General features: G+C 66.8%; 20 protein-coding genes, 1 tRNA gene and 1 riboswitch. Of the genes, 9 read left to right on the top strand and 12 right to left on the bottom strand.

Annotated elements, in window-relative coordinates:
• The first annotated feature begins 31 nt into the window (after window positions 1-31).
• The gene (locus HF989_RS08080; RefSeq protein ID WP_343033576.1) at window positions 32-1,084 is read left to right on the top strand and encodes an acyltransferase family protein; all 1,053 of its coding nucleotides are present in this window, start codon (window positions 32-34) and stop codon (window positions 1,082-1,084) included.
• Here HF989_RS08080 and HF989_RS08085 read toward each other — a convergent pair.
• Both HF989_RS08085 and HF989_RS08090 read right to left on the bottom strand, forming a co-directional pair.
• Window positions 991-3,897, bottom strand: a complete 2,907-nt coding sequence (locus HF989_RS08085; RefSeq protein ID WP_168685488.1) for an alpha-(1->3)-arabinofuranosyltransferase domain-containing protein — start codon at window positions 3,895-3,897, stop codon at window positions 991-993. The genes HF989_RS08080 and HF989_RS08085 overlap by 94 nt on opposite strands.
• Window positions 3,898-3,912: 15 nt before the next feature.
• Window positions 3,913-4,122 carry a DUF2613 family protein gene (locus HF989_RS08090; RefSeq protein WP_038614419.1) on the bottom strand — a complete coding sequence of 70 codons (210 nt, stop codon included), beginning with the start codon at window positions 4,120-4,122 and terminating at the stop codon, window positions 3,913-3,915.
• A 67-nt stretch (window positions 4,123-4,189) separates the two neighbouring features.
• Between HF989_RS08090 and HF989_RS08095 the strand changes: the two genes are divergently transcribed.
• The 4 genes from HF989_RS08095 to HF989_RS08110 all read left to right on the top strand — a co-directional run bounded on the left by HF989_RS08095 (window position 4,190) and on the right by HF989_RS08110 (window position 8,237).
• A complete protein-coding gene (locus tag HF989_RS08095; protein ID WP_168685490.1) occupies window positions 4,190-5,392 on the top strand; it encodes a glycoside hydrolase family 3 N-terminal domain-containing protein in 1,203 nt (400 codons plus the stop codon).
• A 138-nt stretch (window positions 5,393-5,530) separates the two neighbouring features.
• Window positions 5,531-7,186: a VanW family protein gene (locus tag HF989_RS08100; protein ID WP_168685556.1), complete on the top strand. Its 1,656-nt coding sequence runs from the start codon at window positions 5,531-5,533 to the stop codon at window positions 7,184-7,186.
• A gap of 105 nt (window positions 7,187-7,291) precedes the next feature.
• The gene (locus HF989_RS08105) at window positions 7,292-7,477 is read left to right on the top strand and encodes a hypothetical protein (protein WP_168685493.1); all 186 of its coding nucleotides are present in this window, start codon (window positions 7,292-7,294) and stop codon (window positions 7,475-7,477) included.
• 181 nt (window positions 7,478-7,658) lie between these two features.
• A complete protein-coding gene (locus HF989_RS08110; protein ID WP_168685495.1) occupies window positions 7,659-8,237 on the top strand; it encodes a hypothetical protein in 579 nt (192 codons plus the stop codon).
• 21 nt (window positions 8,238-8,258) lie between these two features.
• On the opposite strand, the gene HF989_RS08115 is transcribed toward HF989_RS08110, so the two are convergent.
• Window positions 8,259-9,341: a hypothetical protein gene (locus HF989_RS08115; protein WP_168685497.1), complete on the bottom strand. Its 1,083-nt coding sequence runs from the start codon at window positions 9,339-9,341 to the stop codon at window positions 8,259-8,261.
• 21 nt (window positions 9,342-9,362) lie between these two features.
• Window positions 9,363-10,190: an esterase/lipase family protein gene (locus HF989_RS08120; protein WP_168685499.1), complete on the bottom strand. Its 828-nt coding sequence runs from the start codon at window positions 10,188-10,190 to the stop codon at window positions 9,363-9,365.
• A 76-nt stretch (window positions 10,191-10,266) separates the two neighbouring features.
• Window positions 10,267-10,403: riboswitch (SAM riboswitch) on the top strand.
• Between the two features lie 16 nt (window positions 10,404-10,419).
• On the opposite strand from HF989_RS08120, the gene HF989_RS08125 reads away from it, so the two are divergent.
• Window positions 10,420-10,998, top strand: a complete 579-nt coding sequence (locus HF989_RS08125) for a hypothetical protein (RefSeq protein ID WP_168685501.1) — start codon at window positions 10,420-10,422, stop codon at window positions 10,996-10,998.
• A 22-nt stretch (window positions 10,999-11,020) separates the two neighbouring features.
• Here the strand turns inward: HF989_RS08125 and HF989_RS08130 are convergent, their stop codons facing one another.
• Together HF989_RS08130 and HF989_RS08135 are read right to left on the bottom strand one after the other, a co-directional pair.
• Entirely contained in the window at window positions 11,021-11,476 is a 456-nt protein-coding gene (locus HF989_RS08130) for a hypothetical protein (protein ID WP_168685369.1), read from the bottom strand.
• A gap of 181 nt (window positions 11,477-11,657) precedes the next feature.
• Window positions 11,658-11,728 (bottom strand) — tRNA-Gly (locus HF989_RS08135).
• A gap of 62 nt (window positions 11,729-11,790) precedes the next feature.
• On the opposite strand from HF989_RS08135, the gene dcd reads away from it, so the two are divergent.
• The 3 genes from dcd (at window position 11,791) to HF989_RS08150 (ending at window position 15,468) form a co-directional block, all read left to right on the top strand.
• Window positions 11,791-12,354, top strand: coding sequence for a dCTP deaminase (gene dcd / locus HF989_RS08140; RefSeq protein ID WP_168685503.1), 564 nt, complete (start codon window positions 11,791-11,793; stop codon window positions 12,352-12,354).
• Window positions 12,355-12,551: 197 nt separating this feature from the next.
• A complete protein-coding gene (locus HF989_RS08145) occupies window positions 12,552-13,892 on the top strand; it encodes a UDP-glucose dehydrogenase family protein (protein ID WP_168685505.1) in 1,341 nt (446 codons plus the stop codon).
• A 37-nt stretch (window positions 13,893-13,929) separates the two neighbouring features.
• Entirely contained in the window at window positions 13,930-15,468 is a 1,539-nt protein-coding gene (locus HF989_RS08150) for an FMN-binding glutamate synthase family protein (protein ID WP_210729109.1), read from the top strand.
• Window positions 15,469-15,497: 29 nt separating this feature from the next.
• Here HF989_RS08150 and HF989_RS08155 read toward each other — a convergent pair whose 3' ends face one another.
• The 6 genes from HF989_RS08155 to HF989_RS08180 are packed head-to-tail and all read right to left on the bottom strand — an operon-like array spanning window position 15,498 to window position 20,321.
• On the bottom strand, window positions 15,498-16,739 hold the full coding sequence (locus tag HF989_RS08155) for a pyridoxal phosphate-dependent aminotransferase (RefSeq protein WP_168685509.1): 1,242 nt from the start codon (window positions 16,737-16,739) through the stop codon (window positions 15,498-15,500).
• Window positions 16,740-16,760: 21 nt separating this feature from the next.
• A complete protein-coding gene (locus tag HF989_RS08160) occupies window positions 16,761-17,366 on the bottom strand; it encodes a DUF1707 domain-containing protein (protein ID WP_168685511.1) in 606 nt (201 codons plus the stop codon).
• A gap of 60 nt (window positions 17,367-17,426) precedes the next feature.
• Window positions 17,427-17,687 (bottom strand): hypothetical protein, encoded by a 261-nt coding sequence (locus HF989_RS08165; protein WP_168685513.1) that lies wholly within the window; start codon window positions 17,685-17,687, stop codon window positions 17,427-17,429.
• A 14-nt stretch (window positions 17,688-17,701) separates the two neighbouring features.
• On the bottom strand, window positions 17,702-18,646 hold the full coding sequence (locus HF989_RS08170) for a substrate-binding domain-containing protein (protein ID WP_168685515.1): 945 nt from the start codon (window positions 18,644-18,646) through the stop codon (window positions 17,702-17,704).
• Window positions 18,639-19,013 carry a hypothetical protein gene (locus HF989_RS08175; RefSeq protein WP_168685517.1) on the bottom strand — a complete coding sequence of 125 codons (375 nt, stop codon included), beginning with the start codon at window positions 19,011-19,013 and terminating at the stop codon, window positions 18,639-18,641. The genes HF989_RS08170 and HF989_RS08175 overlap by 8 nt, the downstream gene beginning before the upstream one ends.
• Window positions 19,014-19,025: 12 nt before the next feature.
• Window positions 19,026-20,321, bottom strand: a complete 1,296-nt coding sequence (locus HF989_RS08180) for a Na/Pi symporter (RefSeq protein ID WP_168685519.1) — start codon at window positions 20,319-20,321, stop codon at window positions 19,026-19,028.
• Window positions 20,322-20,325: the final 4 nt, after the last annotated feature.

Consider the following 20,325-nt stretch of genomic DNA (forward strand, 5'->3'; position numbering starts at 1 on the left):
CACCCTACCGGGTGGCTAGACTTGCGCCATCGTGAACAGACCCGCCATTTTGCCCGAGCTCGACGGCCTGCGCGCCGTGGCCGCGTACGGCATCGTGGCCACGCACGTGGCGTTCCAGACCGCGACCGGCTCGGCGGTGCTGGAGCGCTTCGACTACTTCGTGGCGGTGTTCTTCGCGCTGTCGGCGTTTCTGCTGTCGCGCGGCGGGCTGCGCGGCGGGTATTACTCGCGGCGCGTGGCCCGCCTCGCGCCGGCGTACGTGGTGTGTGTGGCGGTGGTGCTGCTCGCACTGCCGCCGCTCGCGGGGGTCACGTGGGGCCAGGCGGCGGCGAACCTGCTGCTGGTGCAGGTCTACGTGCCACATTCGCTTATCGACGGGCTGACGCAGATGTGGTCGCTGTGCATCGAAGCCGCCTTCTATGTGGTCCTGCCGCTGTACCTCAGGCTGGACGGGCGGGGGCGCCGTGCGGCGCTGGCGGGTTCGGTGGTGCTGGGTCTGGCGTGGCCCTGGGCGGTGAGCGGGATTTCCGACCCGGCGGTGCTGAACATGCAGATCTGGCCGCCGTCTTACGCGCCGTGGTTCGCCGTCGGGCTGCTGCTGGCGGAGCTGGAGCGCGCCGGGGTGCGCTACGCCGGCCCGCGCTGGCCGTTTCCCGTGCTGGCGCTGCCGGTGGCGTGGGTGGCGGGTGTGATCGGCCCGCGCGGCCTGGAGCACCCCTCGCCCGCGGAGTTCAACGTGCGGGTGCTGCTTGGCGCGGTGTTCGCGGCGCTGGTGGTGGCGCCGTACGCGCTGGGGCAGCGTTTCGTCGGCACCGTGCTGTCGTCGCCGGTGATGCGCACTTTGGGACGCTGGTCGTACTCCGTGTTCCTGTGGCACATGGCGGTGCTGTACTTCGTGTTCCCGGTACTGGGCGTGCAGGTGTTCTCCGGGCGCTTCATGCTGGTGTTCGCGGCCACCGCGCTGGCCAGCACCGCGGTGGCGTATATGTCCTACGAGTTGGTGGAGGTGCCCGGCGGGCGGCTGGTCAGGCAGGCCACCGCGAAGCAGCCGGCGACGATGAGGAAGGTGGAGGAGCCCGCGTAGTTGGCCGCCGGCCACGGGGCGCGCGCGAGCACGAGGCCGGCGACCGCCATGGTGGCGGCCGCGACCCGGTGCATGGGCAGGACCGTAAAGCGGCGCACCACCCACGCGAGTACCGCGGCGGCGAGGCCCTCGAGGGGAAACGCGGCGACGACCGCGACGGTGGGCGCCCAGTTCCCGTTGGGCTTCGGAATGTACGGGGCATCGTCTTCGCGCCGCCACGGCACCCACAAACACAGCGCCAGCACGAGCAGGCTGAACGCCCCGCCGAAGATCAGCGAGTAGCGGTACGCGCCGTCGCCGGCGAAGCGCATCCGGAACTCGCCGTGCGCGCCCTCGGGGACGCGGAAGGCTTGGGCGCCAGCGTCGATACGCACGGGCTCGAGTTCGGTCCCGCCGAGGGTGGCACGCAAGCCCTCGTTGAACGCGCGGGTGGTCACAATGAGCCGGTCTCCGGTGTGGTTGGGCAGCGGCGCGCGCGAGAGCATCACGGTGTCGGCGCGGGTGAACAGCTCGTGCGTGCCGGCGGGCAGGAAGACGTTGCCCACGCGGCGCTCGCCGTCGATAGTGGCGGGGCGGGAGAGGTGCCACGTGGCGTCCTCGGCGGTGGTGAAGCGACGCTGGATCACGGTGTTGTCGGGGAAGTGGCGCTGGAAGAAGTAGCGGTCCGCGGTCCCGTCCACCTCTACGACGCGGCGCACGCCGACGTCGAGCTCCCGGATACCCACGGGCTCGGTGAGCCGAAGGAGCGTGGCGTTGCCGCGGGTGAGCCTGCGCGGCTGGTCTTTCACGAGGGTGACGGTGCGGCAGCGCCGGTTGCCGTCGCACAGCCGCACCGTGGTGTCCGCGGTCGCCGCGACCGTGACGGTGTCCTGCTGGGACTGGAACTCAATCCACGCGTCCGCGTCGCCGGGGGCGGGCCACCACGCGGTTTCATCAAGCCCGTCGAAGGCCGCGGTGAGCGATTTCGACGGGTCCGGCCCGCCGAACGCGCCAGCATCCGCGGCCGACGACGACGCGCGGGCGAACCCGTCCATCGCCACCCCGGTGCGGGAGCCCGCCGAGGGGTAATCCTTCACCCGGTTGCGCACCGTGGGGTCCTCCGCCTCGGAGGCGAGGTAGCCGGACTGGCCGTCGATCGTGCCGTAGTTGCGCACCGCAAGCGCGGGCGTGTCGGTGACGATATCCGCGTCCCCGCCGGTCAGGCGCGCCGGGAAATACCCCAGCTCGCGCCACAGCAGGGGCAGGACCTCGCCACCGCCGTCCACCGCAACCGGTTCGCGGTCCGTTTCCATCACGTCCGCGTCCGGGTCGAGCAGGAAGATGTCCACCTCGCCGAAGCTCGCGTCCGGCTCACCCAGGTTCGGCGTGCGCGGCTGCTGCTCCAGGTCGCGCCGCACCACCACAGCGCCCACGCCGATGGCGCGCAGGGCGTGCCTATCGACGAGCTCCGCCTGCCCCTCGAGCCCGCGAATCGCCTCCGGATCCACCAGGGGCACCGCGTCCCGGAACGCGAAGCGGGAACCGGTGAGCGCCTGGATGGGCTCGTCGCGCGTCCAACCCCAGGTCTGCCGGGCAAACGACGCCGGCGGCACCACCAGGGTGCGGGTGCCGGCTGCGTGCGTATCCAGCCACTGGCCGGCGGCGACCCAGTCGTCGGAGACCTCGTGCCACGTGCCCTCCGGCAGCAGGCGCAGCGACCACGCCGGCGCCACCGCCACCGCCGCGGCAAGGGCCACGCCCACCGCCTTCGGCCGGTTCACCGCGGCGGCCGTCGCGGCCAGGTGCCCCACGCCGAGGACAAGCGGCAGGCGGACCAGGGGGTCGAACTTGTGCAGGTTGCGGAACGGGGCGAGAGCGCCGTCGTACAGCGAGGTCGCCATATGCGCCGAGCCCAGGATCCAAAACCCCACCGCGAACACCGCAAACAGGGCCCCGCGCCACGGCATGTCCCGGCGCGCCAGGCCAGCGAGCCCCGCCGCGGCGACGAGGCAGGTGGCGATGACAAACGCAGGTTCGGCGACCAGCAGGTGGCCGGCAGCGCGCTCGGTATCCACAAACGGAGTCCAGCTGGTCGTGCCCCGCAGGATCTCCACCGGGTTGAGCCACGCGGTGGTCACGCCGGCGGACTCGATGAAGTCCGTGAACGGCGGCGAGTACCGCCCCAACACCAGCAGCGGCCCGATCCACCACGCGGACACCGCCGCAGCGCCGAGCGCAAACCTGCCCGCCGCGGCGTAGGCGCGCCGGGCCACAAGCAGGACGAACGCGGGCAGACAGGCGGCGATGGTGGCGGTGGCGTTGACCGCACCCATGCACGCCACGGCCACAACCGCCGGGGCCACCAACGGGGTGCGTCGGACCAGCGGCACGAGCGTCCACGGCACGAGCGCGACCGGCCACGCCTCGGATGAGATGGCGGTAAGTGTGGTCAGGATGCGCGGGCTCAGCGCGTAACACCCAGCTGCAAGGACTTGCGGGAACGTGCCCTGGATACCGATGCGCCGCGCCAAGGTGAGCGTGCCGGAGTACGCCAGGCACAACAGGAGCAGCCACCACGCTCGCTGCACCAACCAGTCAGGAACGTGCAGCAGGTGCCCGGCCAGGAAGAACGGCCCCTGGGGAAAAAGGTAGCCGTAGGCCTGGTTTTGCACCTGGCCTAAGGGGAACTCATCGGTGTACGCCCGCGTGGCGCGCTGCAGAAACCGGAAAGGGTCCGCAACCAGGTCGAACTTCGTGTCCGCCGCGACCTGGCCGGGTGGCTGCGCGAGAACGACGAGCAGGAGAAACAGCCAGCCCCCGATGTGCGCGCGCATCGCCCGCACCAGCGCCTACTTCCTCGAGCCGTACTCCGGCCCGCCCAGCACCGCCTCATCCGCCGACACGGCCGAGCCCTCCGGCACCGTGGACTGCCCAGAAACCGCGGCGATGCCGAGCACCCCCACCACGCCGAGCACCACTCCCACGACGGTGCTGGCCAGAACGGGCGCGGTAGCGCGACGGGCGAGCGATGCCGGCAACGTGAGCACTCGGTGGGACATGTCGGAGAAGCGTACCAGCAGCAGGTACAGTGGCGGAGGTTTGAAACGGCGGTAAAGGGGCGACCACATGCGGGCTCGGGCAGGCGCGGCAGCGGTCACGCTCGCGTGCCTCTCGACGTTCGGCTTCGCCGGGTGCTCATCCCCGTCAGAACCCACCGAAGCGGAATCGCCGGCGCCAGAGACTGCGGCGGTGGACCGTGAGGACGTCGAGACGCAAACCGCGACCACAACCCCGACCCCCACCCAAGCGTCCCCGACGCTCTCCGCCGCGCAGCAACGCGTGCCGGCCGACCTGCGGGAGAAGGTGGCCTCCCTCATGGTGGTGGGCGTGTCCAACTACGACCAGGCGCGCACCGCGCTGGACCAGGGCGTCGGCGGGCTGATCATCCCGAGCTGGGCGGACCCGGCGCTGCTGACAGAAGACGGCCGCAACGTCAACGCGTTGCGCGAGCAGTACGACCGGCCGTTCAGCGTGGCCGTCGACTTCGAGGGCGGGCGCGTGCAGCGCCACACCCAGGTGCTGGGCGAATTCATGCCGCCGCGGGCGCTGGCCGGGCAGCCGCCAGAGGTGATCCGCGGGACCGGCTACGACATCGGCCGCTCGCTGCGCGCGCACGGCATCAACGTGGATTACGCGCCCTTGCTCGACTTGGACGTCGCGGCGCTGGACATCGTGGGCGACCGCTCCTTCAATGGCGACCCCGAGGAGGTCGTGCGCATCGCGGGCCTGTTTTCCCAGGGCCTGATCGACGCCGGCGTCACGCCCACCTTCAAACACTTCCCCGGCCACGGCCGCGCCTCCGGGGACACGCACCACCAACTTGCGCTCACGCCGCCGCTGGGGGACCTCAAGGCGCTGGACCTCAAGCCGTACGGCCCGCTGCTCGAGCAGTTCCCGCAGGCCAGCGTGATGATGGGCCACATGATCGTGCCCGGTTTGGGTGCCGACGGGGTGCCCAGCTCCATGAATCCGGAGGCCTACCGCCTGCTGCGCAGCGGTGACTACCCGGGCGGGGTGCCGTTCGAGGGCGCCGTGGTCACCGACGACCTGTCGGGCATGCGCGGCATCCTGGATTACGCGCCAACCCGCGACGCCGTGGCCAGGGCGATCGGCGCGGGTGCAGACCAGGCACTGTGGTCGTCTGGTGCGGACGTCGCCGGCATCATCGACCACGTCGTGTGGTGCGTGCACAGCGGCTACATCCCGGAGGCGCGGGTGGATGAGGCGGCCGCACGAGTGCAGCAGCAGTTCATCGACACAGGTGTGTAGGCGACCGTCTAAGCAATTAAGCCGTGGCCAGGGTATGCGGTGCTGCGCATCTCCGATACTGTTGTTCGGGTGACTACGGTGAAGGCAACCTCGCATAGGAAGGGCCGTACGGGCACCCCGTCTGGCGGGCCACGCGGGATGGGGCGCGGCAGCAAGATCGCGCTCGGCACCTTTTTGGGCATCCTCGCGGTTGTGCTGGCGCTGTACCTGGCCGATTTGGCTATGCACCGCGGCGACGTGCCCCGCGGCACGCACGTCGGCGGCGTCAACATCGGCGCGATGGCGCCGGCGGACGCGAAGGAGAAGTTAAAGGCGGAGCTCGGCGGCACTGCCGACGAGGCGGTCATGGTGCGAGCGGGGGAGCAGCGCGCCGAGTTCGTGCCCGCGCAATCCGGCCTGGGCATCGACTTCGACGCGACCGTGGACGCTGCCGGCATCGCGTCCGCCAACCCGGTCGAGCGCCTGCGCAGGCTGTTTACCACCCGCGAAGTGGACGTCGTGCCCACCGTGGACGACGTCGCGCTGAACCACCAGCTGGACCGGCTGGTCGGCGAGCTGCACGTGGACCCCGCCGACGGCGTCATCCGCATCGAAGGCGGAAAGGCTGAAACGCAAGACCCGAAGCCTGGCCAGGACGTGGAGCGCACCGCGCTGCGCGACGAGGTCACCACCGGCTGGCTCAACCCGGACGGCGTGGAGGTCGAGCCGACGCAGGTGCAGCCCGCCGTCGACGAGGCCGCGATGCGGGCCGCGCTCGACGGGCCCGTCCGGGCGGCCCTGGACGGCCCGGTCACCGTCACCGGCAAGGATGAGTTCGCGGCCGCGGTGCCGCAGGACCGCCTCGGGGAGATCGTGCAGTTCCCCGTGGTGGACGGCCGCATCGCGCCGAGCGTGAACCAGGACGCCGCCCGCGCCATCCTGGGCGAGCAGCTCGTGCAGACTGAGGTGGAGGGCCAGAACGCCCGGGTGCTCGAAGGCGGCGGGGTTGAGCCGTCTGTGGACGGCTCCGTGGTGGACTGGGACGCGACCATGGACGGCTTCAGCGAACGCGTGCTGGGCTCTAAGCCCCGCGCGTGGGATGCGGTGTACAAGGACGTGCCGGCGCAGTTCACCACCGCGCAGGCGGAAAACGCCACGTTTAACGACGTGGTGGGATCGTTCACCACCGGCGGTTACTCGGGCGCGTCCGGCACCAACATTGCGTTGGTGGCCAGCACCGTCAACGGGGCGATTGTGAACCCGGGCGAGACGTTTTCCCTCAACGGCTACACCGGCCCGCGCGGCACCGCGCAGGGCTACGTGGAGTCCGGCATCATCCTGGACGGGCACGCGGACACCGCGGTCGGAGGCGGTATCTCCCAGTTCGCCACCACCTTGTACAACGCCTCGTACTTCGCCGGCATGACGGACGTGGCGCACACCCCGCACTCGTACTACATCTCCCGCTACCCGGCCGGGCGCGAGGCCACCGTGTACGAGGGTGCGATCGATCTGCAGTTCAGGAACGACAGCCCCTACCCGGTGCGCATCGCCACCAGCGTCGGGGGCGGCGAGGTGACCGTCAGCCTGATGGGTGTCAAGACCGTCACCGTCGATTCCATCAACGGCGGCCGCTGGGCGGAGACAGCGCCGGAGCCGATGAGCGTGCCGGGCTCCAACTGCGTGCCGTCGTCAGGCACACCGGGCTTCACCACCTCGGACACCCGCGTCATCTACGACTTGGCGGGCAACGAGCTCAGTCGCGAGACGCAGACCACGGTCTACGACCCGCAGCCGATCGTGCGCTGCAGCTAGCGCGCGACAATCGAATACATGTTCGATAATAGGCGGTGGTTCGTGTTCACACGACGGGTGGTCATGGAAGAATAACCGCATAACAAGTTACGAAAGGAGGATGCCATGTCGGCACCATTGATGAGGCGCTTGACACCAGAAGAGGCGCGTCGAGAACTGTACACACTCGAGCGGAACGTGGACGGCGGCATCGAGAACTTCGAAGAACGTGCCCGGTTCTACGACCTATCGCCCCGAGAACAGGCAGTGTGGGAGCGTATCCGGGAACTTCGGTGGCTGCTCGATGGCTAATGTGGAAGGCCGTAGTCTCGAAAACGCGGTAGAAGAATTCGACCGTGAACTTTCGAGGTCGCTCTCCGCGTTCGCTGGTTCGTGTCCGCCGTTTGAATACAGTTGGATCGAAGGAGGGCGCGGAACATCGGTCTCGATACGATTCGAGCAAGTGAGCGAGCGGCCAGGTATTCTTCCCCTAATGTCCAGGGGGAAAGCGGTCATCGGAATTAAACCTGAGTATCGCTGTACATGGGATTCGACTAAACGGTTTCTCGCGGTTGAAAGTTCGAGTTTTGCCGTTCACCCGTATGCTCAACCAGGGTTAGATCCGCTTTTTCGTGTTGAGTATCTGCGGAGTAGTAGCCGGAATAGCCCGACCTCTCACTTCCACGTGCACGCGCACCGGGATGAATTCACGCACTTATTGGGCTTTGCAACCAAGCTTGATACGCAGAAGTCAGCGCAGGTGAACACCTATTTTAAGCGTGGTACGCTCCTGTCGGATTTCCATTTTCCCACTGGTGGTCCTCGTTTCCGGCCGTGCCTCGAGGACGTTCTTGAGGTGCTGAGGGTCGAATTCGACCTCGACGTAGACAATGCCACTTGGCAACGGCAACTTCGTACCGCCAGGGAGAAGTGGCGCCGAATTCAAACTGCGGCGGCTGTGCGCGACTGCCCAGACGAGGCGGTTCGAGTGCTAATAGAGGACTTCGATCTTCCTGTCCCGGAGGGGTGGAGTGCTCCGGCCTGCGATGTGGAGAAGATGGCGAGAAGCTGAATGCCTAGAGAGTGACAGTGTTTACTCCCACCCCTCCGGGCCGGTGGAACCCTCTGCGTACTCTTCCATCTCGGTAGCCGCCATCGCCTCAAACACTGGTTCCATGGCGCGCCACCCCTTCTGCGCGCCGCCGGCGGGAACGCTTACAGAGCGATCGCCCTCGAATAACCCGCGGATGACGGTGCCGTACGGGGAGAGCGGGCCGTCGTAAAGCTGTAGCTCGCGCTCCGCACCACCCGCGAACGCCAGCCGCAGGAACTTACGGTCCTTAGCAAACGCTTTGCCGGTGCGCAGCAGCACCGAAACCCCGGAGACCGCGTCGAGCTCGAGCTGCACCAGCGTCTCGGTGTCGTTCGCCGGGTCAACCCCGTCCTCCTCCGTGTACCCCTCGTAGCGCGCCCTGCGGACGCTGCCCGGTCGCACCTTCAACGATTCCAGCGCTTCCAGCGACGCCTCCGGGGAGGCGCTTCCCGTCAGGATCCGGGCTGCCGACTGCAGCATGTGGGACTGCACCATGTCCCTGGCGGCGCCCGTCGAGTCGTAGAACTCCGCGCGCCCCTCTAATCCCAGCGACTCCTCGTAGACGAACTCGATGCGTTCCAACCCACCGTTCGCCGAGACCTCCAGTGCCGCGCGGTTCACTGCGGGCTCAGAGAGGAAGTGGTCCACGCGGTAAATCTGCTCCTCGCTCACAACCGCGCGCAGCGCCTCGTCCAGCGCGTCTGCCTCGTCCGCGGAGTTTCCGTAGGGCTTTTCCATGGCAATGACGATGTCTCCGGGCAGACGCACGTCACGCAGCGCGTCCACCACCTTTACGGCCACGGCCGGCGCGAGGGCCATGTACATGATGGTGCGGTCGCCGGAGGTGGCGTCGAGAAGCTTCTGCACATCTTCGCTCGATGTCGCATCGACGGCGAAGTAGCGGGCGGGGACATCGGCGCCGGCCTCGCGCACCTGTTCCTGGTACCCGTCAACCTCGTCGCGCCCGGCGCCGAGGACCTCGACGTCCGCGCCGCTCGCACGGACGTACTCGCCCAAGCCGGGGAGGAGAAGCCGCATCGCAAGATCGCTCGTACCGCCGAGCAGCACAAAAGAGGTTTTCATGCAGACCAGGCTACGCGCGAGTTACGCGAGCCCGTCGAGCTGCGGCGGCACGTGGTCGCCCACTTCTCGCAGCAACCCCCACACGGTGAGCTCCGCGTACAGCGGGTCGCGCGGCATGAGGGAGTGCATCGGCGTGTAGCCGTCGTACCACCGCGCGGAGTCGATGTTGGCAACGTCGGCGCCCTCGCCGGCCACCAACGTCGACGCGGCCGCGGGCGTGACCACCGCGTCCGTGGGGGAGTAGATGGATGTGTACACGATGCCGGGGGCTGTGTCGGGCCCGCTGGCGTACTCGCGGAGCCACTCGGAGCCGACCAGCTGCTGCGCCGCCCCCGGCGCGAAAAGCGCAGTGAGGTGCGGGTGCCTCGCCGCGACCTCGCCCATGCGCCCCGCAAGCCCGCGGAAGTCGGTGCCGTGGAAGTTGCCGCCCATCGCCACCACGCGCCGCACCGTCTCGGCCCCGCCGCGTGCGATAAACAGCTTGGTCATCAGCGCGCCCTGCGAATGCGCCACAATGTCCACTTGCGTCGCACCGGTTTTGCGCAGCACCCGGGCCACGTGGTCCTCCACGTCGGCGACGATGGAGTTGAGGTCGCCCGCGCCGAAAAATCCCGGCGCTGTCATGTCGCCGTAGTCGTACCCCCACACCCAAAACCCCTGCCGCTTGAGCCGCTGCGCGTTCGCCTCAAACGCCGCGGTGCGGGAGTTGATGCCGTGGATGTACAGCACGGGCGTGGGGTAGGAGGGCGTGAACTTCCGGTCGTTGAAGGGCAGCGGCGGGCGGTTTTGCAGCCCGCGCACCGCCCCGTAACCGGCTGCTAGTGACATCATCGCGCTGCTGAGTTTCATCGCTTCGAGCATATTGCTTATCGACGTCCTCCGGCCCCCTTGCAATAGACAAAGCGGTCTGTTATTGTCCTTTGTGGATCACGAAGTCCGACGGCCCCACTGTGGTGGGGCGAAGCCTTCCGGCTCGTCGGCTGGCAACCGCGCACATCGCGCACGGTGCCCCCGGGAGAAGATCCGCCGGCACGCGCAACCGCCGCGCCGGAAGAGCGATTCTCAAAGGAGATCAACCATGTCTTCCGACATGCCCGAAATGTCCAACCCCTTCGACGTCGCCGATGACTGGGTTCAAGCCACCCTCGGCAGCCTCAACGTCAACACCGTCACGTTCAGGCTCGACGGCACAGGTGAGACCGTCACTGCGGAATTCGCCTCGCCTATGGAGGCCTTTGACTTCGTGGGCCACACCGGGCCGAAGTTCGAATACTCCGCCATCGAGGCCGCCGTCCGCGACGCCAACGGCACCGTCGTCCCCCTGCCGGAGCCGCCCGCGGAACGCATCCCGTGCGGCCCCGACGAGTGCGACCTGATCGCTGACGGGCACAAGGCCCACTGGATTCCGGTCCTGCGCGCCGGCAACGGCCCCAAGGAGGACTGGTTGCCCATCACCATCATCGAGCACGACGGCACCAAGCTGATCTTTTCCACCGAGGACGGCGTGCACACCTGCTACAACCACGACCCGGAACGCCTCGCCAACGCCAAGCACTACAACCGCAAATGGCCGGTGCTACGCGGAGACTTCAATGGCCACGGATACCCGGTCAGCGTCGTCTCATCCCGCCCGATCGGCCCCTGCAGCCACGCGTAGCGCTGCAACCATCGTTGAGGTGCTACGGGTACGTTGTCCCGTCTGGGTCAGCGGCCCGGATGACGCTCTCAACCGCAGCGCATAAATCGGGATCGTTCACCGTCCCTTGCTCGCAGCCCCACTGCGTCTGGAGTTCGCCGGACGACGGGTTGCGCGCACCATTGGGTGCGTACCCATAACCGGTAACCGCGGCGCCACCAGAGTGCAAGCCAGACTGCCGCTCAGCCTCCATGTATGCGGGGCCGCCAAGTTGTTGGAAACAATCTTCGGAGTACTCCACCGTTCCGTCAGACCACAGTGCTGGCCCGGGGGTGCCTTCAAGACATTCGACAACATAGGGCTGCTCCTGGGAGGCAGACTGCCCCGTCACGGCGGCTGGCTCAGTCTGCTGCGCTGGCGCAGTCGAGTACTCAACCGCAGGGGAGGGGGTTGCGGAAGACGCCGTCGTTGTCACCGTCGTGGTGGTGGTTAGAGTCACCGACTCTGTGGCAGCAGTTGATCTAGTCTCCCCGCAGCCGACCAAGGCCAGCGGAAGGACACAGGTCGCCAGTAGCGGGGCGGTGCGGTTCATGTGAAGGTCCTTTCGTAAGTGGGCCGCACGCAATATACGCACAAAAGCGCCCTGCAACTTACGTAAGTCGCAGGGCACCGATCTAGAGAGCCGGCGACGAGAATCGAACTCGCACTCTCAGCTTGGGAAGCTGATGTTCTACCACTAAACTACGCCGGCAGCTCGGATAACTTTAGCACCACGGAAGAGGTCTCCAAAAACGGGGAAGTACACTCGCGTCCGTGCTGCTTTCAGATCACGACATCCGCGACGCAATCGACTCAGGCCACCTCGGCATCGACCCGTTCGACGCAGAGCTGATTCAGCCGAGTTCGGTCGACGTGCGAATTGATAAGTTCTTCCGGGTTTTCAACAACTCGAAGTACACGCACATCGACCCGAAGCAGGAGATGCCGGATCTGACCACGCTCGTCGAGGTGCCGGAGGGCGACGCCTTCGTCCTCCACCCCGGCGAGTTCGTGCTCGCCTCCACCCTGGAGTGCTTCTCCCTTCCCGCCGACCTGGCCGGCCGCCTCGAGGGTAAATCCTCCCTCGGCCGTCTGGGCCTGGTCACCCACTCCACCGCCGGGTTCATCGACCCAGGCTTTTCCGGCCACATCACCCTCGAACTGTCCAACGTGGCCAACCTGCCCATCACCCTGTGGCCGGGCATGAAGGTCGGACAGCTCGCCCTGTTCAAGATGACCTCGCCCGCGGACACTCCGTACGGCTCCGGCGCGCTCGGTTCGAAGTACCAGGGCCAGCGCGGCCCGACCCCCTCGAAGGCGTACCTGAACTTCCAGTAAGCCGCGGATCGTCTAGTAGTCCGGGCGAGCTGCTAGACGGTCCGCCCGTTATCGCCAATCATGTTCAATATCAACAGGGAAAACCCAACCGCGATCCGCGGACCGTATAGCAGGCCACGTCGAGCCACTATACGATCAGCCTCCCAGCCCGCCCTCCGCGCTGCCGCGCCCGCCCTCCCACGGCATAATGGTCTCTTATGCGGATGACTGTGATTGGTACCGGTTACCTCGGCGCGACGCACGCGGCGTGCATGGCTGAACTCGGCCACGAGGTGCTGGGCGTGGATGTTGATGAACACAAGATCGAGGCACTGAAAAACTCGAAGGTGCCGTTCTTTGAGCCGGGCCTGCCCGAGGTTCTCAAGCGCAACATCGACGCAGGGCGCCTCAGCTTTACGACGGACTACGCCGAGGCCGCCGCCTTCGCAGGCGTGCACTTCATCGGCGTGGGCACCCCGCAGCAGCGCGGCTCCTACGCGGCTGACACCCGCTACGTCGAAGCGGTTATCGACGACCTGGTGCCCCAGCTCGAGGGCGAGCACCTGATCCTGGGTAAGTCCACTGTCCCCGTCGGCACCGCCGCGGCGTTGCAGAAGCGCGCCGACAAGCTGGTGGCGGAGCACGGCAACAAGGCAACCGTGGAGATCGCGTGGAACCCGGAGTTCCTGCGCGAGGGCTACGCGGTGCAGGACACCATCGCGCCGGACCGCATCGTGCTGGGCGTGCGCGGTGCAGGTGCCACCCGCGCGGAGGAGGTGGCGCGCGAGGTGTACGCGACCCCGCTGGCCAACAACACCCCGTTCATCGTGACGGACCTGCAGACCGCGGAGCTGGTGAAAGTCTCCGCCAACGCATTCTTGGCCACCAAGATCTCCTTCATCAACGCCGTTAGCGAGGTCTGCGAGATCGTCGGCGCAGACGTAACGCAGCTGGCGGATGCCATCGGCTACGACGACCGGATCGGCCGCAAGTTCTTGGGCGCCGGCCTCGGCTTCGGCGGCGGATGCCTGCCCAAGGACATCCGCGCGTTCATGGCGCGCGCCGGCGAGGTCGGCGCGGACCAGGCGCTGACGTTCCTGCGCGAGGTGGACGCGATCAACATGCGCCGCCGCCAGCGGGTGATCGATCTCGCCCGCGAGGAGCTCGGCTCGCTTATCGGCCGCAACATCACCGTGCTGGGCGCGTCGTTCAAGCCGAACTCGGACGACGTGCGCGACTCGCCGGCTCTCGCCGTGGCCGGCCAGCTCAACCTCGCCGGCGCGTCCGTGCGCGTGTACGACCCGCAGGGCATGGACAACGCACGCAAGGTCTTCCCCACCCTCGACTACGCCGCCTCGCTGGAGGACGCGCTCACCGGCGCCGAGCTGGTCATCCTCGCCACGGAGTGGCAGGAATTCAAGGAGATGGACCCGGTGTGGGCGGCGAAGCTCGTCGAGAGGCAGGTGCTTATCGACGGACGAAACGTCCTCCCCGTCGCCGAGTGGCAGAACGCCGGCTGGCAGCTCCGCGCGCTGGGGCGCAGCCTGGGCGACAAATAACGTCACAAGTGGTGGCCGGTGAGGCATGATGGGGCGCATGGCAAAGGAGACGCGAGGAAACATTGCCAAGGGAGCCCTTGGCGCGGCAGCCGCGGCTCTAGGTGGGGTCGCCATCCACGACCTCACCCAGACCAAGTCCCCGATCCTGCGCAACTACCCCGTCCTGGGGCACATGCGCTACTTCCTCACCGACATCGGCCCGGAGCTGCGCCAGTACTTCATCGAGCGCGACTGGGACGGCCGCCCCTTCAACCGCGACCAGCGCAACGCGATCTACGAGCGTGCGAAGGGCAAGCAGAGCGAGACCTCCTTCGGCACGGTGCTGGATGTCTACGGCACCAACCACGAACACCTCGTGCACTCGATCGCGCCGGTGGAGGCGCCGAAGGAGCCGCCGCGCGTGCTCGTGGGCGGCAAGGACTGCACGAAGCCGTACTCCATTTCGATGCTCAACGTGTCATCCATGAGCTTCGGCTCCCTGTCTAAGAATGCGGTGCGCTCGCTGAATAAGGGCGCGAAGATGGGCGGGTTCGCGCACAACACTGGCGAAGGCGGCATTTCCCCGTACCACCAGGAGCACGGCGGCGACCTGGTCTGGCAGTTGGGCACCGGCTACTTCGGAGCGCGCACCCCGGACGGCGAATTCGACCCGGCGCAGTTCCGTGACAAGGCCCAAGACGACCAGGTGAAGATGGTGGAGCTCAAGCTCAGCCAAGGCGCCAAGCCTGGGATCGGCGGTGTGCTGCCCGCGGGCAAGATCACCAAAGAGGTCTCCGAGATCCGTAGCGTGCCCATGGGCGAGGACTGCGTCAGCCCGGCCGCGCATCGGGTGTTCAGCACACCGGTAGAGCTCATCGAGTTCATCGCGGAGATGCGCGAGCTGTCCGGCGGCAAGCCGGCGGGGTTCAAGTTGTGCGTGAGCAGCCGTCGAGAAGTGCTGGCCATTTGCAAGGCCATCCGACAGGTCGGCACCGCGCCGGACTTCATCGTCGTCGACGGCTCCGAGGGCGGCACCGGCGCAGCTCCCATCGACTACGAGGACCACGTGGGCATGCCACTCACCCACGGTTTGATGACTGTGGATAACGCCCTCGTCGGCACCGGCCTGCGCGACCAGATCAAGCTCGGCGCTTCCGGCAAGGTCTCGGGCGGCTCCGACATCGTCATGCGCATGATCCAGGGCGCGGACTACACCAACTCGGCCCGCGCGATACTGATGGCCACCGGCTGCATTCAGGCGCAACGCTGCCACACCGGCGACTGCCCCACGGGCGTGGCCACGCAGGACCCGCGCCGCAACCGCGCCGTCGTGGTGGAGGACAAATCCAAGGCCGTCTACAACTTCCACAAGACCACGGTGAACACCGCCGTGCGGCTCATGGCCTCCATGGGCGTTACCGACCCGTCCCAGCTCACCCCGGACATGCTGCGCCGCAACATCTCGCCCACGGAGTCCCGCTCCTACGCCTCCATCTACGAGTGGCTCCGCCCGGGGCAGCTGCTTGACGACGTCCCTTCGGCCTGGGCCCCCGACTGGAAAGCCGCGTCCCCAGACACCTTCCGCCCGGTGGCGTAGGGCCCACTGCGTCCCAGCGGGGTTGGGTTTTAGTGCTGGTGGTAATCCACCAGGAAGTTGCCTAGACGCTCGATCGCGTTCTCCAACTGTGAAGCCCACGGCAGCGTGACCACGCGGAAGTGGTCCGGGGTGGGGTAGTTGAAGCCGGTGCCCTGAACCATCAGGATCTTCTCTGACTTGAGCAGGTCCAGCATGAACTTCTCGTCGTCGTGGATATTGTACATCTCGGCGTCGATTTTCGGGAAGCAGTACAGTGCACCCTTCGGCTCCACCACGGACACGCCCGGGATCTCGCGCAGCTTCTTCACCGCAATGTCGCGCTGCTTGTGCAGGCGCCCGCCCTCGGCAGTGAGCTGATAGATGGATTGGCGGCCGCCCAGGGCCACCTGGATGGCGTGCTGGCCCGGCACGTTTGCGCACAGGCGCGTGCCGCTGAGCAGGTCGAGGCCCTCGATGAAGCCGGTGGCGCGGCGCTTTGGCCCGGTGACCACCATCCAGCCGGCGCGGTAGCCGCACACGCGGTACGCCTTGGACAGGCCGTTGAAGGTGATGCAGATGAGGTCGGGGGCGATTTCGGCCATGGAGATGTGCGAAGCGCCGTCGTAAAGCACGCGATCGTAGATCTCGTCGGCAAGCACCATGAGCTCATGCTCGCGGGCGATGTTCGCGATGCCCTCGAGCACCTCGCGCGAGTAGACCGCACCGGTGGGGTTATTCGGGTTAATCACCACGATCGCTTTGGTGCGGTCGGTGATCTTGGAGCGGATGTCCTCGAGAGACGGGTTCCAATCGTCCTCCTCGTCGCACATGTAGTGCACGACCTTGCCGCCCGCCAGGGTGGAGGCCGCGGTCCACAGCGGGTAGTCGGGGGCGGGGATGAGGATCTCGTCGCCGTCGTTGAGCAGGGCCTGCGTGGTCATGCTGATCAGCTCGGACACGCCGTTGCCCAGGTACACGTCGTCGATGTCGATCGAGGGGAAGTCGTCGATCATCTCGTAGCGCGTGACCACCGCGCGGCGCGCGGACGTGATGCCCTTCGACGTGGTGTAGCCCTGGGACGTGGGCAAGTTGGCGATCATGTCGCGCATAATCACGTCCGGCGCCTCGAAGCCGAAGATGGCGGGGTTGCCGGTGTTCAGCTTCAAAATGGTGTGGCCGTCGCGCTCCATCTTCTCCGCCGTCGCCGTCACCGGCCCGCGGATGTCGTAGAACACGTTCTTCAGCTTCTCCGCCTGGTCGAAGTGGCGGTGCTCCTTTAGTGGCTCGCTCATGCCACACCACTGTAGGCGCGTTTAGGGTTTGCGGAAACGGTTTAAGGTGTTTTGCGCCGCGTCGAGCGCATCGGACTTGAGCTGGTTCATCTGGTCCTTGCGCTGAGAGCGCATCAGCGCCTGCTGGTGCGCCTTCGCCGACTCGATTTCCAGCTGCCGCATCTTGATCTCCTTGCGGCGCTGCGACTCAAGCTGGCGCAGGCTCGGGGTGTACCACGAGTCCGGGCCCACCTTCATCACGTACAGCAGGATGAACAAGGTGGGAATGGCGAGCAGAAAGATCGGGTGCAGCGCAGTCAACCCCAGCGCGCCCACGGTGCCCAGCCAGAACACACCGGCGCGCATGCGCCGCCCGGAACGCCGCGTCTGCATGATCTCGCGGCCGCTGTAGAACACGTCGCCGGCGCCCGCGTTCTGCTGTGCCACGGCACCGGCAGCGGGCTGCGGCGGCAAATCCGCCAGAATCGGCGCGAGGTCCGCGTGCGTCTGGGCCTCGGCCACCCGGCGGCAACGCTCGTCGAACTCCGCCATGTTGAGACGGCCCTCGCCGAGGGCGCCGCCGAGGGTATCCATGGCCTGCATGCGTTCCTGGTCGCTGATCCTGAAATTGCCGTACGGGGTGCTCACGTGGCTAATAGTAACGCCCCGGCCGTGATCGCACGGCCGGGGCGAAAGGTGGGCGAGCGGTTAGCGCTCCTGCTCGCGGCTGTCGTTTCCGCTGGCGGTTCCGTCGCCGTTTTCGCTTTCCTCGCGCGGCAAGTTGCCGTCGTTCCAGCGGGCGCCTTCCTCGTGGTGCTCGGCTTCCTCGACGGTGTGCACGCCCTCGCCGAGCGGCAGGGTGTCCATGCTCTGGTTCGGGTTGTTCGCGCCGTCCTTGCTGGCTTCGGTGGCGTTGGGATCAGTCGCGTTGCCGGTGCTGGTGTACAGGCCTTCGTTTTCAGTCGTCATGTGCCCGATCCTACTTACTGCCAGCGCTCATCGGCGCCGGTTACGCGGTCCTCGTAACGCTGCTTCGCGTCGGTGTACTCGTCTTCCGGCAACTGGTAGAAGTACACGCGCGGCAGTACCGCCTCCACGTTGTCCAGGTAGGTGGTGACAAACTCGTCGACGTCGTCGCGCTCGGCGGATTCCTCGTTGACGTAGATGAACAGCGGGCGCGATAGCGGGTAGTTGCCGTTTTTCGTCTCCCCCGCCGTGGGGGCCACCCCGTCCACCAGCACGTTGTCGATGCTGCTGCGGGTGGGGTCCTCGGTGGACAGGTAGTTGCCGATTCCCATGAAGCTCAACGCGTTGACGTCGTCGGCGACCCAGCCGGACAGTTCCTGGACGTCGTCGGTGGCCTGGTAGTCGTCGCGGATCTGATCGCCGCCGAGCACCAGCTGCTCAAACACGCCCAAGGTGCCGGAGCCGGACGGACGGCCGTACAGCGTGATCTCCTCGTCCGGCCAGGAAGGGTCGATGTCGGACCACTTGGACACGGCGGAATCCTCCGCCCAGATGTCGTGCAGTTGCTCGATGGTGAGGTCCTGCGCCCAGTCGTTGTCGCGGTGCTTAACCAGTGTGATGGCGTCGAGCGCGATGGGCAGTTCCACGAAGTTCACGCCGTTGTCGGCGCACTGCTGCTGGTAATCCACCTCAGCGCCGGCGCCGGGGATTGCCACGGACGCGTCATTGATGTCGGCGTCGCCGGCGCAGAAGGCGTCGAAGCCGTCGGTGGAGCCGACGGCGTCGATGTCCACGTTGAAGTCGTAGCGGTTTGCCATGTAGGAGGTAATCGGCTCGACGGTGGAGGAGCCGGTGACGCGGATAGCGTCGCCGTCCGGGGTGGTGTCCTCGGAGCTGCAGCCGGCGGCGGCCATGGCCACCGCAGTCAGCGCGGCGGCGGTCAGTGTGAGGCGGTTACGCATTTCCCTTTCCCTCCCGCATCTCGGCGCGCAGCTCGCGCAGCAGCTTGAACAGGTTGCTCCAAGAGCCCTTCGCGTTCGCCCAGTACTCGGGGAAGTGCTTCAGTTCTTCCTCCTGCTCCGGGGTGACGTTGGGGTTGGTTTTGCGGCGTGCCTTGGCCTCCTCGTGCTCGAGCTGGGCGCGGTCGCCCTGGCGGGCCTGCAGCTCCGTGCGCAGTTCCTGCGCCGTCTCCTCCAGCTCGGCCAACAGCGCGTGCAGCTCCGCGTCCGGAGCCTCGCGCTTGATCAGGTCCTGGGCCAGCGGCGCCAGGTCCGGGGTCTCGCCGTTGGTCGGATTCTCGGGGTTGGTGGGGTTGTTTGGGGTGGTCATATGGGGACCTCCTTAGGTCAGCGCGTTGGAGATGAAGACGGCCAGGATCGGGATGAGGAAGAACACGCCGCCGATCCAGGCGAAGACGTACATCTTGTTCTTCGTGGCTAGGCCGGCGAGCCAATCGGATCCGGCTGGCGGGAGCTTCCGCAGGAACGGGACGCTCAGGATCAGAATCGCCGCGCATGTGTTGAACAGCGTGTGTACGAGCGCACCAGCCATCGCGGCCTCGGCCTCGGCGCCGGAGGCGGAAAACGCGGCGATGAGGCCGGTGAAGGTGGTGCCGATGTTTGCGCCCACGACGAACGGGAACAGGGTGCGCACCTTGAACTTGCCGGAAGCGGCCAGCGGCACCGTCAGCGCGGTGGTGGTGGAAGAGGACTGCACCAGGGTGGTAATCGCGGCGCCGGACAGCACCCCGGCGAACGCGTTTTTGCCCAAGGCCGCGTACAGGATGTCCTGCGCCTTGCCGACCAGCAGCGCGTTGAGGATGTTGCCGATGAACTGGATCGAAAACAGGATCAACACGACGCCGAGCACAGCCAAAACCACGCCGCCCCAGACATCGCCCAGCGGTTCTACCAGGCTGCCTACGAGGCCCACGAGCGGCTCGGTGACCATGTCGATGAAGTCGCCGATGGACTCGAAGATGCCTGCCACCACGCCTTCACCCGAGCCAGACAGGGACGGTGCGATAGCCGTCGCGGTCCTGCCCAGGAAGCCGGTGAACATCTCGAGGGGGAAGAAGATGAGGATGGCGGTGAGGTTGAAAAAGTCGTGCACGGTGGCCATAGAGAAACCGCGCTGGAACTGCTTCTTGTTGCCCGCCAGGCCCAGAGCCACCAGCGTGGAGGTCACGGACGTGCCCATGTTCGCGCCAAAGAGCATCGGAATCGCGATGTTCAGCGGCAGGCCACCGGCGATCATTCCCACCACGATGGAGGTGGTGGTGGAGGAGGACTGGATGATCGACGTGGTGGCGATACCGATGGCCAGGCCAACAAACGGGTTTTCGGCGAAGGAGAAGAGCTCCTCCGCGCGGTCGCCGGCGATGCCCTTGAAGCCGTCGCCGATCATGCCCACGCCGTTGAGCAGGATCCAGATGCCCAGGAACACGGCCACCCAGTTGGCAATCTGCTTCGCCGTGCCCTCCAGCGGCAGGAAGCCAAGGGGGTCGTTGTGCTCGTTATCGTCGTCTACGTCGAGCTCGTCGTTATCCGAGCGGTTGGTGTCATCGGTGTCGTCGGTCCGGCCGGTGTTGTCGGCTACGTCCACGGCGGTTGAACCGCCGGTTTCTTCTCGTTTCATGGTT

It is taken from the genome of Corynebacterium mucifaciens (assembly GCF_012396315.1).
Taxonomy (GTDB): domain Bacteria; phylum Actinomycetota; class Actinomycetes; order Mycobacteriales; family Mycobacteriaceae; genus Corynebacterium; species Corynebacterium mucifaciens.

What these genes read in the sequence shown, in the direction of transcription:
- HF989_RS08085 (WP_168685488.1), bottom strand. Translation starts at nt 3,897, where the DNA reads ATGCGCGCGCACATCGGGGGCTGGCTGTTTCTCCTGCTCGTCGTTCTC.
- HF989_RS08090 (WP_038614419.1), bottom strand. Translation starts at nt 4,122, where the DNA reads ATGTCCCACCGAGTGCTCACGTTGCCGGCATCGCTCGCCCGTCGCGCT.
- HF989_RS08095 (WP_168685490.1), top strand. Translation starts at nt 4,190, where the DNA reads ATGCGGGCTCGGGCAGGCGCGGCAGCGGTCACGCTCGCGTGCCTCTCG.
- HF989_RS08100 (WP_168685556.1), top strand. Translation starts at nt 5,531, where the DNA reads ATGGGGCGCGGCAGCAAGATCGCGCTCGGCACCTTTTTGGGCATCCTC.
- HF989_RS08105 (WP_168685493.1), top strand. Translation starts at nt 7,292, where the DNA reads ATGTCGGCACCATTGATGAGGCGCTTGACACCAGAAGAGGCGCGTCGA.
- HF989_RS08110 (WP_168685495.1), top strand. Translation starts at nt 7,659, where the DNA reads ATGTCCAGGGGGAAAGCGGTCATCGGAATTAAACCTGAGTATCGCTGT.
- HF989_RS08115 (WP_168685497.1), bottom strand. Translation starts at nt 9,341, where the DNA reads ATGAAAACCTCTTTTGTGCTGCTCGGCGGTACGAGCGATCTTGCGATG.
- HF989_RS08120 (WP_168685499.1), bottom strand. Translation starts at nt 10,190, where the DNA reads ATGAAACTCAGCAGCGCGATGATGTCACTAGCAGCCGGTTACGGGGCG.
- HF989_RS08125 (WP_168685501.1), top strand. Translation starts at nt 10,420, where the DNA reads ATGTCTTCCGACATGCCCGAAATGTCCAACCCCTTCGACGTCGCCGAT.
- HF989_RS08145 (WP_168685505.1), top strand. Translation starts at nt 12,552, where the DNA reads ATGCGGATGACTGTGATTGGTACCGGTTACCTCGGCGCGACGCACGCG.
- HF989_RS08150 (WP_210729109.1), top strand. Translation starts at nt 13,930, where the DNA reads ATGGCAAAGGAGACGCGAGGAAACATTGCCAAGGGAGCCCTTGGCGCG.
- HF989_RS08155 (WP_168685509.1), bottom strand. Translation starts at nt 16,739, where the DNA reads ATGAGCGAGCCACTAAAGGAGCACCGCCACTTCGACCAGGCGGAGAAG.
- HF989_RS08165 (WP_168685513.1), bottom strand. Translation starts at nt 17,687, where the DNA reads ATGACGACTGAAAACGAAGGCCTGTACACCAGCACCGGCAACGCGACT.
- HF989_RS08170 (WP_168685515.1), bottom strand. Translation starts at nt 18,646, where the DNA reads ATGCGTAACCGCCTCACACTGACCGCCGCCGCGCTGACTGCGGTGGCC.
- HF989_RS08175 (WP_168685517.1), bottom strand. Translation starts at nt 19,013, where the DNA reads ATGACCACCCCAAACAACCCCACCAACCCCGAGAATCCGACCAACGGC.
- HF989_RS08180 (WP_168685519.1), bottom strand. Translation starts at nt 20,321, where the DNA reads ATGAAACGAGAAGAAACCGGCGGTTCAACCGCCGTGGACGTAGCCGAC.